The 16398-nt window shown below is 29.1% G+C and carries 19 protein-coding genes; 13 read left to right on the top strand and 6 right to left on the bottom strand.

Going from position 1 to position 16398, the window contains the following annotated elements:
• The first annotated feature begins 64 nt into the window (after positions 1-64).
• Complete coding sequence (locus tag ACREV6_RS02030) at positions 65-778, top strand: M48 family metallopeptidase (RefSeq protein ID WP_431576366.1); 714 nt, start codon at positions 65-67, stop codon at positions 776-778.
• A 530-nt stretch (positions 779-1308) separates the two neighbouring features.
• Here ACREV6_RS02030 and ACREV6_RS02025 read toward each other — a convergent pair.
• The 4 genes from ACREV6_RS02025 to ACREV6_RS02010 form a co-directional block, all read right to left on the bottom strand.
• Positions 1309-1815: an HAD family hydrolase gene (locus tag ACREV6_RS02025; protein ID WP_431576365.1), complete on the bottom strand. Its 507-nt coding sequence runs from the start codon at positions 1813-1815 to the stop codon at positions 1309-1311.
• A gap of 16 nt (positions 1816-1831) precedes the next feature.
• Entirely contained in the window at positions 1832-2791 is a 960-nt protein-coding gene (locus ACREV6_RS02020) for a DNA-processing protein DprA (protein ID WP_431576364.1), read from the bottom strand.
• Between the two features lie 160 nt (positions 2792-2951).
• On the bottom strand, positions 2952-3497 hold the full coding sequence (locus ACREV6_RS02015) for a ComF family protein (RefSeq protein ID WP_431576363.1): 546 nt from the start codon (positions 3495-3497) through the stop codon (positions 2952-2954).
• Positions 3498-3629: 132 nt separating this feature from the next.
• The gene (locus tag ACREV6_RS02010) at positions 3630-3866 is read right to left on the bottom strand and encodes a hypothetical protein (RefSeq protein WP_431576362.1); all 237 of its coding nucleotides are present in this window, start codon (positions 3864-3866) and stop codon (positions 3630-3632) included.
• Positions 3867-4674: 808 nt separating this feature from the next.
• On the opposite strand from ACREV6_RS02010, the gene ACREV6_RS02005 reads away from it, so the two are divergent.
• The 3 genes from ACREV6_RS02005 (at position 4675) to ACREV6_RS01995 (ending at position 7669) form a co-directional block, all read left to right on the top strand.
• Positions 4675-4905, top strand: a complete 231-nt coding sequence (locus ACREV6_RS02005) for a hypothetical protein (RefSeq protein WP_431576361.1) — start codon at positions 4675-4677, stop codon at positions 4903-4905.
• Between the two features lie 707 nt (positions 4906-5612).
• Positions 5613-6122, top strand: coding sequence for a hypothetical protein (locus ACREV6_RS02000; protein WP_431576360.1), 510 nt, complete (start codon positions 5613-5615; stop codon positions 6120-6122).
• A gap of 1154 nt (positions 6123-7276) precedes the next feature.
• Positions 7277-7669 (top strand): hypothetical protein, encoded by a 393-nt coding sequence (locus tag ACREV6_RS01995; RefSeq protein ID WP_431576359.1) that lies wholly within the window; start codon positions 7277-7279, stop codon positions 7667-7669.
• 313 nt (positions 7670-7982) lie between these two features.
• On the opposite strand, the gene ACREV6_RS01990 is transcribed toward ACREV6_RS01995, so the two are convergent.
• Positions 7983-8939 (bottom strand): hypothetical protein, encoded by a 957-nt coding sequence (locus ACREV6_RS01990; RefSeq protein ID WP_431576358.1) that lies wholly within the window; start codon positions 8937-8939, stop codon positions 7983-7985.
• Positions 8902-9144: a hypothetical protein gene (locus ACREV6_RS01985; RefSeq protein WP_431576357.1), complete on the bottom strand. Its 243-nt coding sequence runs from the start codon at positions 9142-9144 to the stop codon at positions 8902-8904. Before ACREV6_RS01985 ends, ACREV6_RS01990 begins: the two co-directional genes overlap by 38 nt.
• Before the next feature lie 358 nt (positions 9145-9502).
• Between ACREV6_RS01985 and ACREV6_RS01980 the strand changes: the two genes are divergently transcribed.
• The 9 genes from ACREV6_RS01980 (at position 9503) to ACREV6_RS01940 (ending at position 16309) form a co-directional block, all read left to right on the top strand.
• Complete coding sequence (locus ACREV6_RS01980; RefSeq protein ID WP_431576356.1) at positions 9503-9739, top strand: helix-turn-helix domain-containing protein; 237 nt, start codon at positions 9503-9505, stop codon at positions 9737-9739.
• Positions 9740-10034: 295 nt separating this feature from the next.
• Entirely contained in the window at positions 10035-10337 is a 303-nt protein-coding gene (locus ACREV6_RS01975; protein ID WP_431576355.1) for a hypothetical protein, read from the top strand.
• A gap of 153 nt (positions 10338-10490) precedes the next feature.
• The gene (locus tag ACREV6_RS01970) at positions 10491-11810 is read left to right on the top strand and encodes an ATP-dependent helicase (protein WP_431576354.1); all 1320 of its coding nucleotides are present in this window, start codon (positions 10491-10493) and stop codon (positions 11808-11810) included.
• A gap of 59 nt (positions 11811-11869) precedes the next feature.
• The gene (locus ACREV6_RS01965; protein WP_431576353.1) at positions 11870-12025 is read left to right on the top strand and encodes a hypothetical protein; all 156 of its coding nucleotides are present in this window, start codon (positions 11870-11872) and stop codon (positions 12023-12025) included.
• A 63-nt stretch (positions 12026-12088) separates the two neighbouring features.
• A complete protein-coding gene (locus ACREV6_RS01960; RefSeq protein WP_431576352.1) occupies positions 12089-12229 on the top strand; it encodes a hypothetical protein in 141 nt (46 codons plus the stop codon).
• A gap of 27 nt (positions 12230-12256) precedes the next feature.
• Entirely contained in the window at positions 12257-12454 is a 198-nt protein-coding gene (locus ACREV6_RS01955; RefSeq protein ID WP_431576351.1) for a hypothetical protein, read from the top strand.
• Positions 12455-12557: 103 nt separating this feature from the next.
• Positions 12558-12857: a hypothetical protein gene (locus tag ACREV6_RS01950; RefSeq protein ID WP_431576350.1), complete on the top strand. Its 300-nt coding sequence runs from the start codon at positions 12558-12560 to the stop codon at positions 12855-12857.
• Between the two features lie 105 nt (positions 12858-12962).
• A complete protein-coding gene (locus ACREV6_RS01945) occupies positions 12963-15062 on the top strand; it encodes a cell division protein FtsA (protein ID WP_431576349.1) in 2100 nt (699 codons plus the stop codon).
• Between the two features lie 74 nt (positions 15063-15136).
• A complete protein-coding gene (locus ACREV6_RS01940; protein ID WP_431576348.1) occupies positions 15137-16309 on the top strand; it encodes a M20 metallopeptidase family protein in 1173 nt (390 codons plus the stop codon).
• The last annotated feature ends 89 nt before the right edge of the window (positions 16310-16398 follow it).

Here is a 16398-nt window from a genome sequence, read left to right as displayed (position 1 = left end):
AAAAAAAATATGAAGTTAGGATTAAGGAATAGGCTAACCTTAGACCTAATAAATGAGGTATTATATGAAGCTTTCATTTAAGTATGGAACAACAAATATAGCATTTAATGTAGAATATAAAAACAGAAAGACAATGGAAATTGCAGTAGAACCACCCAATATTATTACAGTTACTGCTCCTATGGGAACGTCAGAGGAAAAAATAGTTGATAAGGTAAAAGGTAAAGCAAATTGGATTATACAGAAAATTTATTTTTATAAACATATGCACTATGTTCCTATTAATAGAGAATTTGTTAATGGAGAATCTTTTATGTATCTGGGGCGAAACTACTCGCTACAAATAGAATTAGAGTTAAGTATAAAGAAAACTGAGGTCAAATTATTTAGAGGTAAATTTATTGTTACAGCTCCAAATAAAAATGAAGAAGATATTAGAAAAGCCATGGAAGTGTGGTACAGAGGCAGAGCTAAAGAGATGATAAGGTTAAAGGTTAAATACTATCAGAGGTTCTTTAATATTGTTCCAACAGATATAAAGGTTAAAGAGCAAAAGAAGAGATGGGGGAGCTGTACATCGAAAAATGAATTATTATTCAATTGGAGATGTATAATGGCAAAAACTAATGCACTTGATTACATAATAGTCCATGAAATGTGTCATATGTATCACAAAAACCATTCAAAGGAATTTTGGGAACTTGTAGCTTCTGTACTTCCTGATTATGAGATAAGAAAAGAATGGTTGAAAAATTATGGTGTGAGAATGGATTTATAAGTTAGATAAAAAGAGAGATGTATAGGTTTGTTAGATGAAAATTTGGGCTGATGACAATTAGTTCAATGGCAGAAATATACTAAAGTGGAGAATATAGAAGTGGATTACAGGAAGGTTAAAACACTATTAAACAAAGGTGAATGTAAAACGATAGGTTTCAAAATAGAATGTAATGCCTTCATAAAGTGAAAGCAACTGCTGAGTGGGCTAAAGATATTATCACATTCGCTAATAATGGTAATATCGCAAGTTATTTAATAATTGGAATTGCGAATGACCGAAATGGATTTAAGTTAGTGGACAATTTCAATTTGTACTACTGAAATATAAGTATGATAAACTTACCATACTTAATGTAATAACATTTTATCAAAGTAACACCGTTTATATAGAAGACAATGTAATAACTATAAAAATATAAATAATTAACTGAGAATACACCATTTGATATGGAGTGGGGTATTCTCAGTTAATTATTTATGTCTAAGATAGCCTAAAATAAAAATAGTGTTATTCCTGCTCATAATTCTTTATTTATATATTTCATCTAAATACTTATCTAATTGATTAACTTCATCGAAAATATAATCAGGATTTTGTGACGCTATTTCAAACTTGTTTGTAATTCCCCAAGTTACAGCAACACTAATTACACCAGCTTTTTTTGAAGCAACAATGTCCTTTGGTTCATCACCAACTGAAATAATTTGATTAGGATTAAGTCCAAGTAATTTTATACCCTGTAGTATTGGGTCAGGATAAGGTTTATGATTTTTTGTATCATGGTAACAAACAGTTTTAAAATTTGTCCAATTCCAATAATCCATGACTTTCTTACAGTATGAAGATGGGCTTGATGTTACGATACAAATTGGGATTCTTTTATTAACTAACTTGGACAATAATTCATTAATGCCCTCGAATGGTAGTAGTGAAGGTATTAATTTATATACACTTTGCCAATCTCTATTTCGTCTTAAATTAATAGCCAGTGAAGAATTAATTAGGGTCTGGTCTAAATCGAATATTACCCCCATAGTTACACTCCTTTAGTTAAAAAAATCTTATTTGGTCATATTTTTCTACAGGCTTTATATCATTTTTTACATATTCACCTGCAAGTATTTTGTTTTTTAAATTTTGAATATCTATTTCATTAGCTAAGGGAATAGCTTTTCCTTCGCTTATTAGCATTTGATTCCCTTGGCTCTGTTTCTCATTCAAATATTTATCAGGATGTTTATAACATGCTAATATTCTATTTTGTAATAATGCGTCACCAACAGTGTGTAACGTTCCGCCTTTTATATCAGTCTCTACAACAATGACAGCTACGCTTAATCCGCTTTGCAATCTATCTCTTTCTACAAATGAACTTCTAAAGGGCTTCACACCTATTGCATACTCACTAATCAAGCACCCATTTGTATCTAATATTAACTTCGCTAAATCTTTATTTTTAGATGGATATACACTATCTAAACCACCTGCCATAACTGCAACAGTCTGCCCATTTGACTTGATACATCCCTTATGACCAAATTCATCACAACCTTGTGCTAATCCACTTATTACAACAAAGCCATCTTTCCCGAATGTCATACCTAATTTTTCAGCAACTCCAATACCATGATTAGTTGGAATTCGTGTTCCAATTATGGCAACTGAATTTGTATTCAATAAGCAGTTATAATTACCTTTATAATGTAGCAAAACAGGTGAATCAGGTATATTCCTTAATGATTCAGGGAAATTTTCATCTAACATACTTACAAACCCTATATTCTGCTTTGAACTGTTCTCAATAATCGAATATGATTTTTCTATTGCTTTGCTAATATCATCCAAACAAGGAATTGGTATCCTTTTATTTCGTTGGTGAAAATCACTAAACAAATCAACAATCTCATTTTTGGTCGTAGGCACAGAATCAGTATGTGTAAAAATATATCTAACTATATTTCTGCTTATTCTTGGTATATTTAATAAAGTAAGTATAATTTTTGAATTCATATAAAAAATCTCCTTTTGGTATTGTATACATGATGTATTTTAAACTTTTTATACGGAATCTCAATTCATTTTTAACTACACTATGAAGAAAAAGTTTTTCAAATTAAACAAAAAATTAATTGTAAAATACATCACATAAGAAGTATTATATATTATATGTCTAATGTTGCACAGTTTTAGTTAGACATAAACATATAATATCTTTTGCACCAGACTTTTTAAATAATTCTTTACTTGCTAATAATGAATTGCCTGTTGTAGTAACATCATCAAGTAATAATATTATTTTATTTTTTATTGATTGAGGATTATTTATAATAAGTGATTTAAAATGTACTTCTTTACGCCTATCACCACCTTGTGCAAGTTTTGGTATATCAATAGTTCGCTTTAAAGAATCACCCAAATAACTTATATTGTTATAAGAAGCTAATCTACTTGATAAACCAAGCAAAGAGAGGCTAACTTTTCCAGCTGTAGATGAAGGTATTGGAATTATAATAGTATCTTTATTACCTTTGAAATTTACTAATTCATCTTTTAGAAGGTTATAGTAATGAGTTATAGCATGAGCATCCCCTTGTTTAAATTGATAAAGTATTTTTGTGTGTAATGGATTTTCTGTTTTTTCTCCATTTTCATCCCACTTCCAATATGGGTGATAATCCCCTAAATAGTATATCTTAGTTAAATCGTCTTGTAACATACTTATCATCTCCTTTAAATTATGCAAAAAATGGCTTGTACTTATAAACTATATTTTAACATATCTTCAAATTAAATCATAGAAAATGATTACATGCAATATAAATTATGACGAATATGTAAGTTGTTAGTCTTATGATAGTGTATTTAGGTTAGTAGAGTTTAAGAGTATATATCCTTTAAACGTACTTATATTTGTATCTATTATTACGTTCTTATTTTGAAACATGGGGATTTCAGTAAATATCTTAGGCCCATTAGGGTCTAAATCAATTGAGTTTCCAATTTTCTCACACATATCTGCTATAGAATCCTTAAATATATTACGTCTTTGTGCAAAATTTAATTCAATTATTATTTTATCATCCACAGCACAATATCTATTGTGCCAGTGCAAACTCTTATAATATTCCTTCCTAAATTCTTCAATATATGTACTGCTAAGTGCCAGTATAGCCTTAGTAATATCATTTCTATATTGTTCATTATTAAGAGGTAATTTAAAAATTTATCCGTATTTACAGTTTTTGAAATCACTCTAATACATTTTTTAACAAGGGATTTATTATATAAAAGTTTATATTTTGTGTCTAAAGCGAGATTTAAGTGGTCTTGACTTACAAAACAAGTTTTTGGGTTACATATAAAAAATATATTTTTTGATTTATATGTTTTTAAATTGTTATATCATCAAATATTTACTCTATATTTTTAAATTTTCAAAACACCTTTCACTAATATCAAATATCTTATCATACAAAAATCATGTATTTGCAATTGTAATAAGATTTATATTCATAATAAATTTATTGACAAATACGACACGAAAAACACTTCATTGACAATATGACATGATTTGACATATTTATTACTTATGTGGTATATTATAGCCATATAATAATTTTAAGTATAGGAAGTGATTATATTGAAAAATGAAAAAGGCTTTAAAATTGTACCTGCTGAAATCTCGACTATTATTGAAAAAATGGTAAGTGAAGATAAATCCTAAGAATTAGTAGTTAAGGCCATGTTTGAAAGTGGTTTAAGGATTAACGAAATATTGCCTCTTTTAAAATAGAAATTAATATATAAATTACTATATTAATACTTAAAGAAATTATACGTTTTAACATTAAATGTTGTTTTATAAATATGATTTTGTATAGGTGGTGAATACATTGAGAAGGACAATAAGATTTGGAATGATAGATGATGGACTTTCTTATAGTGAAGCTAAATTATGTCTGAACAATATAAATCCAGAAAGTATGTTGAAATACCATATGGGCGATACTACTAAAATGGAGGACAATAGGACTACACAGACAGGATACTGTTTATCAAAGAAAAGTAATTGCACATCTGAAATTAAAGAAAATTGTAGCAATTGCAAAAACAATCATGTTTAGAGTTTAAAAATAGATTAGGTGACTTTATGAAAAGATGGGACATAAGAGATAAGGATGGCAATATATATCCATTAAAATCACAGCAATTTAGAACAAGATTTATTATGGAACTTATAAAACAGTAAGTACCAATAGAAATACTTAGTAAATTACCTGGTTACAGAAGTGAAGAGTAGTTGTCTCGTCTACTTCAAAGATTTTAGGATTAGGGGCAAAAGAGGAAAGGGTTAATGCTCCGATAAGTAAAGTTGTTTCCTCTGCAACTGCCATGAGATTAAATTTTAACCTATATTATCACAAGAACTGAAATAAAGACTTCTATGCTTTAATAAAAAATATCAACAATTGTATCTTAACCGCTGTGGTAAAATACCATGGCGTTTTTTAAGGTTACAATTATACTCAGTCTGTTTTAAATGTAATAATTGAAACAAAGATGTAATCTCTGAATAAAAAAGGTTATATACCTCAGTAATCCGTTGATGGTCGTATACCGTTGAAAATCCAGTAATTATTAGCCTTATTTACCATAAATACCTCACTGTCTCGTTGAAAATTTACCATAAAAATTATATAATAAAAAGTGAATAAGGACACACTTGTAGAATATTATGGTGCGAGTTAAAATAATAGAGCATACTTATTGTGAATAGAGTTTTAGATTGATATTGGTAAGAACAGCTATAATAAAAGGTAAGGGGATTACTATGATATTAGAACAAGATAAAGAAACTATCACCTATAACTTTAATTTTTTAAAGAAGACTGTGGGATTAGATTCTGTCGATAAATTATTATTTGAAACTAAAATGGCTGAATATTATACTGTTTTCAATATTGGTATTAATATAGATGATAAGGAGGAAATACATTCTTATTTTGAAAAACACTATATGGATAAGGCTGAATATCCATCATATTCATGTTGCTTAAAGGAGTTATTATATGACTTCATTAAGATTCCAGAAAATTATGAAATAAAGACATACAAATCAATCATAGGTAGCGTTAATTCTTCAATACGCTTAAATGCAAAGAATGGTGATGTATGGATTTTTAAAGATATATTAACGGAATATGGAGAAACATACAAAGACGGAATTTATACAATCTTTAAAAATGTTAAAGACTATTACGATAGAGACGAAAATAAGGAAAGAAAGCAAAGTTACATAAAAAAATTTATTGATGAATATAGTGGATTAAGTAAGGAATAGATGTTAAGGAAATTGTCCTTTAGCGGATAGTTGAAGACATCTTCATATTATTCATTTAATGCGAACAACTTGAAAAATAAAAGATATGTTATATCAGAGGTTAATTATTATATAGATTATTGAATAAAAAATATTTTTATTTCTATGCAAGACAACACATATAAATAGACTTATTTAGGAAAAGCTCTTAAATATGCCTTTATTCATGCCACTCCCCGTCATCAACGGTCATCTACAGTATACATAATTTAAGAGAAACATCATTTTTAAATGTATCTGAGGCTATGGAGAAACTTATTCTCGAAAAATTTGGTAAAGAACCTGAACCTGACGAAGATGAAAACATATATGAATATACAGACCAGGATACTTGGAAACAGATAAGGAAAATGCTTTAGTTTAAATTAAGTTCAATAATTAATTATCAATTTTCAATTTAAATAAACAGCAAATTAATGAATGTATTTTAGTATGCTTGATTGTTTGACTAACACTACAAAGAAAAAAGAGCTATTTTGCCGATAGCTCTTTACGAGAAAATCCATCATCAAATGCAAACGCACACCGACTTTGTATGCTATTAATTATATTATTACACGCCTAAAATTGCACCAGGCAATGCAATTAATTTATATACGGTAATAATCCGTTAATGGTCATACACACTTGTAAATAAAGGATTAACTAATTTTATTTATCACAAATATGGCATTGTCTCATTAAACGATATGGAAATAATATTTATGGAAATCCTTAAATCTAAAGTGAATTATACAATCACAGAGATTAATAATAAAAAATTAAAATTACTAAAGCCAACTACAAGTTATTTGTTATTTGTAAGGCACAAGTTATGAAAAAATATAAGCAATTAGCTTTATACAGTCTTGTAAGTGCGATAATAAAGTTACCAGACATAGATAACAACATATAAGAATTAATTACTACAGATAAGCATTATGATGTAGCAGATGAAGATTTAGAAACAATTAAAAGTATGGCATATAAAGTTTAGGCTATTATAAATTAATATTTTTATGACAAATATTTTAAATTAATTTTAATATTGTATATAATTAAATAAGACATACATACCTGTATCTAAGAACGAAGCAAATAATATAAAATAGAATTAGAGAGGAGAATAATGAGAGATGAAAAAAATAGGGTTTAATTTGCTTATGGTATTAATTTTGTTATTTTTGACTGCATGTAATTCCAGTAATGTTGTAATCTCTGTAAAAGATGGAACTTATGTCTTGGAGCAAACAGCAACAAAGGGTGATGTACTACCACAAGTTAATATTTCTAATGGTAATAGTTCATTTACATATGATTTATTAAGTAGTTATTGGCCCGTTGGAACATATACAATAGATGGCAATATATTAACAATGACTACAACAGATAAAAAGTATAAGTATTTATTTCAAGTAAAAGGAGATAAACTTATTTTTCACAAAGATAAATCATCAAAAGTAAATTTGACAGATGATAGATTGGGATTTAAGATAACAGATAATGCTGAATTTAAACTAAAGCAGTAGAAAAATTTCAGTTTTATAAGTTAAGTTAGTTCATATAATTCTTTTAAAGCGAATTAATTAATAAAAATAAGTATCAGAAGTTAATAATAACTCCTGCTATTTTCTTTGTTATAATATATGTTATTTTAGGGGCTAATTATTATGTAGATTATGGAATGAAAAACATTTTATTTCTATGCGAGACAAGGAAGATAAAAAGGCATATTTAAGAAAAACTCTTAGATATGCCTTTATCTATAGGTGTTCCCATCATCAACGGTTATCTACCGTATATAAAAAAAAGGCTATCAAAATATAGCCATATTTAAAGATTTTAGAGGTGAATTATTTTATACATTTTTGTAGCATATTCTATATAACCTTTAGCTGTATTTATAGCTGTATCTATGGTTAGCTTCTTGTTTTTGAGTATAGGTATCTCAGTAAATATCTTAGGGCTGTTAGGGTCTAAATCAACCGAGTTTCCAATTTTATCACACATATCTGCTATAGAATCCTTAAATGTACTAAATATATTAAGTCTTTGTGCAAAATCTAATTCAATCCTTATTTTATCATTCTTAGCACAATAGATATTAAGAATAATATCGGATGTCCCAGTACCGATTCTAATTATATTTTTTGTAAGGTCTTTATACCAATGTACTGCTAAATGCCAATATAATTCTTTTCTTAAACCTTTTAAAATAGCGTTAGCAATCGAATTCCCACATTGTTCATTTATTAGATTGTATATGAACATTCTATCTGTATCTACTATAGAAGAAGCCACGCTAATACATTTTCTAACAGCGGGTTCATTATATATAAATTTTTTTTTATTGTTTAAAGAATAATTTACATGGTCTTGAACTTCCAAAATCAGCTTCTTTGATATATACACAAAATATACTTTCACATTATAGGTAGCTATTAATTTTACTATATCATTTATATCTTCATTCAAGAAATTTGGTGATATTAAGACTATATGTGCAAATTTATCTTTACCGATAAATTCTAAAATCTTAATTAATTGATTTCTGTGAGTCACAAAATCTTTTACGCAACTATCTCTGATGGAAACCTCTACAAGTACCAGACACCCTTCTTCTACCTCACCAACTAAATCAACTCTAATCCTATTTTTATTAAGTCTAACTTCTGAATGAATGTTATTAATATTACTCCCAATTATTTTCTTGAATACCTCCTTATTATTTTTTAAAATTTCAACTATGTAACCCTCTTTATCACAATACTTTTTTAACCCTTGAATTTTCATATTCATGCCTCAGCTCCTTCATAGTTCTTCTACTCACTTTTAATTCAATTAATGCGTTATATATCCTTTCAAAACTTAGTTTTCCTATATTACGTTGGTCATTTCTATATCTACATAATGTTGTAGTATGAATATTTGTAATTTCACTAAGCAATACATTACTTATCCTGTTTTTACTCATTATTAAGTCAAAAACTTCATTTGCTATCATTTCTTAATCATTCCTCTCAAAAAAAATATAGAATGTTCCCAAATGGCACATTTTAAATTATTACCTATTTATTAAAATTAATTCATGATTATACTCCAAAATTAAAAATATTTGTTTAGCTACATGAACCATATAAGCAAGAAAGATAATAATATGTGTAATGTAGATTTAACAGGTTAAAAAAAGTTTAGGGAATATTTTTAACATAGTTATACAATAACCAATAGTATCCTGTTATATAGAAAATAGTATGTTATAATAAATATAAAAAAATTTTAAATTAGTATCAACCTTTTATTCATTTAAAAAAAATATAGGATGTGACTATTTGTCACATCCCATATTAGAGGGTGAGTAAATGGAAAAAGATATTAGAAATGGATTAGGACCCAATATTAAATTTTACAGAAATAGAATGGGAATTACGCAAGAAGAATTGTCAATACTTTTATATAACGAAGGTATTAAAATAAATAGAAGTACGCTGGCCAAAATTGAAAATAAGACAAGAAGACTATATGACCTTCAAATTATTGCATTTGCCAAAATATTACAAGTGGAGTATAAGGAATTATTTGATGATGTATCCGAATAGAAATAAAATTTCTATTCGGATTTTTTGTTTTGACAATTATTAAATAAACACTATATTAGCTAATTTTTTAAAAAGTTAGATGGTATTTAAATTGCAGTAAAATTACAAATTAATTTTAGGGCATATTAATATTATAGCTGTCGAATAAAGGAAAATAAAAAATTGTAGATGTTTTAGATGACTACTCATAGTTTATTTTTATTTGAAACCTCCGACTATATCAAACCAATATTTTTACTAAAGCTATTTAAACTTAATATAATGAATAATAAAGGAAAGATATGGAGGATAAAAATTGAGTTTGAATGAAATTGGAAATTTATTGAATGAAGTTGAGAGGTCTAATTTTAGACAATCATTATTAGATGAGTACGATTTAGGAGTTCTATCTACTAATTTTAATACACTCATAAGCTTGAAGAACAAGTTTTTATTGTCAAATATGAATAACTATAGTGCATGTGATATTGAGGCAGTAAGATTCAAATTAGTAGAATGTATTATGAATACTAAAATTTCAATTAAAGAATTGAAGGGAATAAGTACAGCAGATGAAATAGAGGAACTTAAAAAACTATATTTGATGAAAATTGATTAAAGTAACATTTATAAATTTATTTTAAAAAATTACCTAATAAATGATAGGTTATCAACAATTTATCCACAATTATTATCAAGAGATAGCTAAAGAGTAAATCACACCTCTTATAAATAAAGGGATAGCTATATTTTATAAGCGTGAAAAGTCTTTATGGGTATTAAAAACTGTGACCAATGTATTTATGGGTTTAGAGGGTCTAATCCTGAGTGTATGGTTCAGTTTTCTGAGCATTTTGAAGGGGGAGGGAAAGTACCACTTTCAACGAATTATAGATGCCCAAAGAACATAGTAGAAATATCCATGAATGTTATAAAGAATAACAGTATGAGAAACGAAAAAGACATAGTAGCATTTAAAGAGCAAGATGGTGGTATTGCAGTACTTAATAATATAAATGAAAACTCCCAGGCAGAGGAAATCAGTAATATTATTCAAAGTCGCCATGAAACATTGGATAAGAGTTATAGAGATAATGCTATATTGTACAGAACAAACGTAGAGTGTAGAAGTCTAATAGATGTTTTTATAAAGAGAAGAATACCTTTTATGCTCTTGGATAAGGAGTATGATTTCTTTCAACATTTTATTTGTAAGGATATAATTGCATATTTAAAACTAAGTATTGATAAATCTGATAAAGAGAGCTTTCTTAGGATAATTAATAAACCTTTTAGATATATAAGTAAATTAAATTTAGATAATTTAAGAAGAAATATTGTTAAAGAAGACTGTTTTGAAACCGTAAAGGAAATTTCCGGCGTACCCATATTCCAAATGAAGATGCTAGATAAGTTGAAAAAAAGTATTCACATTTTAAATAAAATTTCTCTAAGAAGTGCTATAGACAATATAATTTTAGATATAGGCTATCACGACTATATTAGAGAGTATTGTACTAAGTTTAAGATACATCTAGGTGAGATGGAGGATGTTATTGAAGAGTTTAGGCAATCAATAGATGGGTATAATTCTATAATAGCTTTTCTAGCTCATGTAGACCAGGTTAAAGAAGAAATTAGCAAGGGAAAGAAAAATACAAATGAGGATGCAGTAATACTTAGTACAATTCACGGCGTGAAGGGTATGGAGTTTAAAAATGTATACCTTATTAATTGTAATGAAGAGAATATCCCACATGTAAATAGTATGGACAATAACATAGAAGAAGAAAGAAGATTGTTTTATGTAGGAATTACAAGAGCTATAGATAATGTTTGGCTATGTATTTGTAAAAGTGTAAAAGGAAAAGCAAAGGAAACCTCACGATTTATTGTGGAATGCAATATTATAGGGGGGTTACCTACAGGTTTGCCTTTTCAAGAAGGGGACATTATACTACATAAAAATTTTGGTAGGGGGAAAGTAATTTCAATTACAAGTAAAGATTTAGATTTGAAGTTTGAGGGTGGAATTACAAGAAAATTTGATGCTACGGTATTATATAATAACTCACTAATATCAAAAGTATAAATGTTGCTTTAGAAGGAAAAGTCACTAATAAAACTATTGATGAATGTCACAAGGAGTATTTGAATCATTGTATTTCTATAGTACAAGCCTATATTTTAGAATCTATAGAAAGATGCAGCGGGGTTAAATCTGAGTTTGTAAGTAATACGGAGAAGTGTAGGATTAATTTAAAGAAAGCTAAAAAGAAAGCTAGTAAAGATAAGAGGGAAGATTAGTATTACAATAAAGGGATTTATTATTTTATGTAGAATTATCTTCCATATAGGGAGGTGAGATAGATGCATATTCATGAAATCAAAGAAGTTATAGATGGAATACAAGAGGTAAATAGCAATGTAGATTCGGTCAGGATTAATACAAATGAAAAGTTGGATAAAATAATTAGCTTATTGGAAAAATTAGTTAAGCAAGGTGAATAAATAGATTAGGAGACCTTACGATTTATTGTGGAATGCAATATTATAGGGGGATTACCTACAGGTTTGCCTTTTAAGGAAGGGGACATTATACTACATAAAAATTTTGGTAGGGGAAAAGTAATTTCAATTACAAACAAAGATTTAGATTTGAAGTTTGAGGGTGGAATTACAAGAAAATTTGATGCTACGGTATTATATAATAACTCACTAATATCAAAAGTATAAATGTTGCAAAGCAATAACATAACACATATAATGTAATAGGGTGTAATATTTAACAAAGCATATAAATATGTTACACTATATTTTTTTGTTAAGGAGGAATATAATGGTTGCATTTAAGAAGATGTGGGAAGATGTACGATTAATTTTGTCAAATAAAGAATACTCAGACGTAGAAATTTTGGAGAGATTTAACTGTGGGTTTACAGTTAAAGAGCGAGATAATATTATTTTTATCACAAGAGATGACTTTGTGGATTTTTGGTGCAAGCTATTGTATTATAATGAATTATCCTTGGAACAGGTTTTAAAAGAGGATAAATCAAAACCCAAATATATTTACACTATTATAAAACAATTACCTTATATATCAGAAAACTCTGGAGTAATTAAGTTAATACAGTAGTTTTGTTGAAAGTTGCTATATAATGTTATATAATTTTAATAAGCTCATATTCTATGAATATGAGCTTATTACATTAAAATAATTTTGTGAGGAAGAGGTATATAAATGGAAATCACAAATGTTAACGCAGAGGATATTATATTTGCTTTAGATATAGGAACAAGATCTATCATAGGTACAGTGGGGGTAATAGCGGAGAAAAAATTTCAAGTTATTGCTGAAAGTTACATAGAACATGAAGAAAGAGCTATGATTGATGGTCAAATTCATGACATTCAATTGGTAGCTAGTGGAGTAAAAAAAGTAAAAAAAGAATTAGAGAGCAGCTTAAATAGTTCGTTAACTAAGGTTGCTATTGCGGCTGCGGGAAGATTTTTAAGGACAACTGAAGTAAAGTCTGAAATAGAAATTGAGGGCGATAATGAAATTGATAGGGAGGTCATTAGAAGTTTAGAACTTACTGCGGTTAAAATGGCGGAGGATGAAGTTAATAAGTCCACACAGGGCAAGCTTTATTGTGTAGGCTATAGTGTGAAAAATTACTATTTAAATGGATACATAATTTCAAATCTAAACGCCCACAAAGGAGAGAAGATTGCAGTAGAAATAATTGCAACCTTTCTTCCACGCTCAGTGGTTGATAGTCTTTATGCTGTTATGAATAAGGCAGGACTTGAAGTTGTAAGTTTAACCTTAGAGCCAATAGCTGCTATGGAAGCTGCAGTGCCACAGAATTTAAGATTATTAAATTTAGCTTTAGTGGATATCGGGGCAGGAACTTCGGATATTGCTATTAGTAGTAAGGACAGCATAAGTGCTTATGGTATGGTACCTATTGCAGGAGATGAGATAACTGAAATAATAGCGCAAGCTTATTTAGTTGATTTTAATACCGCTGAAATAATTAAAAAGCAGTGCAGTGGAAAAGACAAAATTAAATTTATAGATGTTTTAGGTTTTGAAAATGAAATTGAGCCAGAGGAAGTATTAAAAATAATTAATCCTGTAGTTATGAAGATTTCAGAAGAAATTGGAAATAAGGTAATTGAACTAAACGGAGGGAAAGCTCCTAATGCGGTATTTCTAGTAGGCGGTGGAGCACATACGCCTTATATTAAAGAAAATATTGCTAAAATTTTAAATCTACCAATTCAGAGGGTTGCAATTAAAGGGCGCGATGCAGTAGTTGACTGTATATGTGATGGTGAACTGGGAAGTATTGGAGTTACGGTTTTAGGCATTGCACTTATATCAATAAAGAAATTAGGACATGATTTTGTTGACGTCACCATAAATGATAAGATTATAAGTCTATTTAATGCACATAAACATACGGTTATGGATGTAATGGTACAAGCAGGTATAAACCCGAAAATATTGATTGGCAAAAACGGACGTAATATAAGATTTGTAGTTAATGAGATAAAACGAGTGGCCTTTGGAACTCTTGGCAGGGGAGCAGAAATAAGGATAAATAGTATACCTAGTAATATTGATTCTGAGGTAAAAGAAGGCGATGTTATTGAAGTTGATTTCTGCATTGACGGAAAAAATGCTGAGCCTAAAATTATGGACTTTGTGAAGAATATCCAAACTGTGTGCTTTTATTTTGAAGATATAATACAAAATATTGAGCCTGTAACATTTATTAATGGCGAAAGGTCGCGAATAAACGCTGTAATAAAAGAAGATGACGATGTTCGCATAATATTCCCTACTACAATACAGGAATATGCAAAGTATTTCCCAGAGGTTGTAGGTGGCTCAATTTTTATAATGAATAATAAAGAGATGCAAGTGGATTATATTATAAAAGAAGGGGACAGAATATATAGTGTAATTGAAAAGGATGAAAAAGCAGTGGAGCAGGTGGAAGATCATTTGGTGAAACAAGCTGATATACCCTTTGAAATGCACAAGGAAATAGAAAAGAAACAGCCCATAGTTAATGAGGAGCAGGCTAACACGGAAATTGTACATACTAAATCAGAAAGCGGAGTGCCAAGCATTGTGGTGGAAGTTAATAAAAAAAATATTACTCTTAAAAATAAAGAGAAATACATATTTGTGGATATATTTGATTATGTGGAATTTGATTTGTCTGTTTCAAAGGGGAATTTAGTACTAACGCTTAATGGAAGCAAAGCTAGTTATTACCAGGCGCTAAAAAATGGAGATGTAATCCAGATGTATTGGGAAAAATAGCATTAGTGCATCCCAAACAAAATAAAATAAATCGGTTATTGTGTAAATGACTAACAATTAAAGAGGTGTAAATATTGAATTTTTTAGATAGGGCAAGAGGTATTGAAAGTGAGTTAATAGAAATAAGGCGCGATCTTCATGAAAACCCAGAACTGGGCTTTAATTTAATTAGAACATCTCAAAAGGTAAAAGACTTTTTATTAGTAGAAGGCATTGAATTTTATGAAGTAGCTGAAACAGGAATTTGTGCTATTATTCGCGGCAAGGGTGAAAAAACCATTGCGCTAAGAGCTGATATGGATGCACTTCCACTAGAGGATAAGAAAACATGCAGTTATGCATCGAAAACTTTGGGTAAAATGCATGCCTGTGGACATGATGCTCATACCACTATACTTTTAGGAACAGCAAAAATATTAAATAGCATGAAAGATGAAATTCGCGGTAATGTTAAATTGTTTTTTGAACCAGCGGAAGAAACTACGGGTGGTGCACCAATAATGATTAAAGAGGGAGTGCTAGAGCATCCTAGAGTAGATGCTGTTATTGGGCTTCATGTAGAGGAATGGCTTGAGGCTGGGACTGTTGGCTTAAAAAGAGGGGATGCCTATGCAGCATCAAATCCATTTACTATAAAAATAATAGGTAAAGGAGGACATGGTGCTAGCCCACATGTGACTATTGATCCTATTGTAATAGCTAGCAATGTTATTGTTTCTCTTCAAAACATTGTAAGTCGCGAAATTCCACCCACAGATGCAGCGGTTATAACTATAGGCTCCATTCATGGGGGCACAGCTCAAAATATTATACCAGAAGAAGTGATAATATCAGGAATTATTAGAACTATGAAAAGTGAACATAGAGAATATATAAAAAAAAGATTAGTCCAGGTAGTAGAGGGCATCGTGGACTCTATGAGAGGGAAATGTGAGATTGATATGGAGGAAAGCTACCCTTGTCTTTATAATAATGATGAACTAGCGGAGATGTTTGAAAAAAAGGCAAGTGAATTAATTGGTGAGGATAATGTTTATAAATTAGATAAGCCTACTATGGGAGTGGAAAGTTTTGCTTATTTCTCAATGGAAAGACCATCACTATTTTATTTTTTAGGAAGTGGAAACGTGGAAAATGGTATAGTCAATCCGGCTCATGGAAGTTTATTTGACATAGATGAGAGCTGTTTATCTATAGGTGTAGCTATGCAATGCAAGTTAGCTTACGAATTTTTATTGAATTCATAGCCCATATTAGTATATAATTGATGCTTGATGTGTTTTTTTTAAAGTGGAAGTTTATTTATTATAAAATAAATTAGATTATCTGAGGATTC

Origin of the sequence: Clostridium sp., assembly GCF_050717515.1 — a bacterium.
Classification (GTDB): domain Bacteria; phylum Bacillota; class Clostridia; order Clostridiales; family Clostridiaceae; genus Clostridium_AD.
This window is presented reverse-complemented; position numbering and strand designations above follow the sequence as displayed.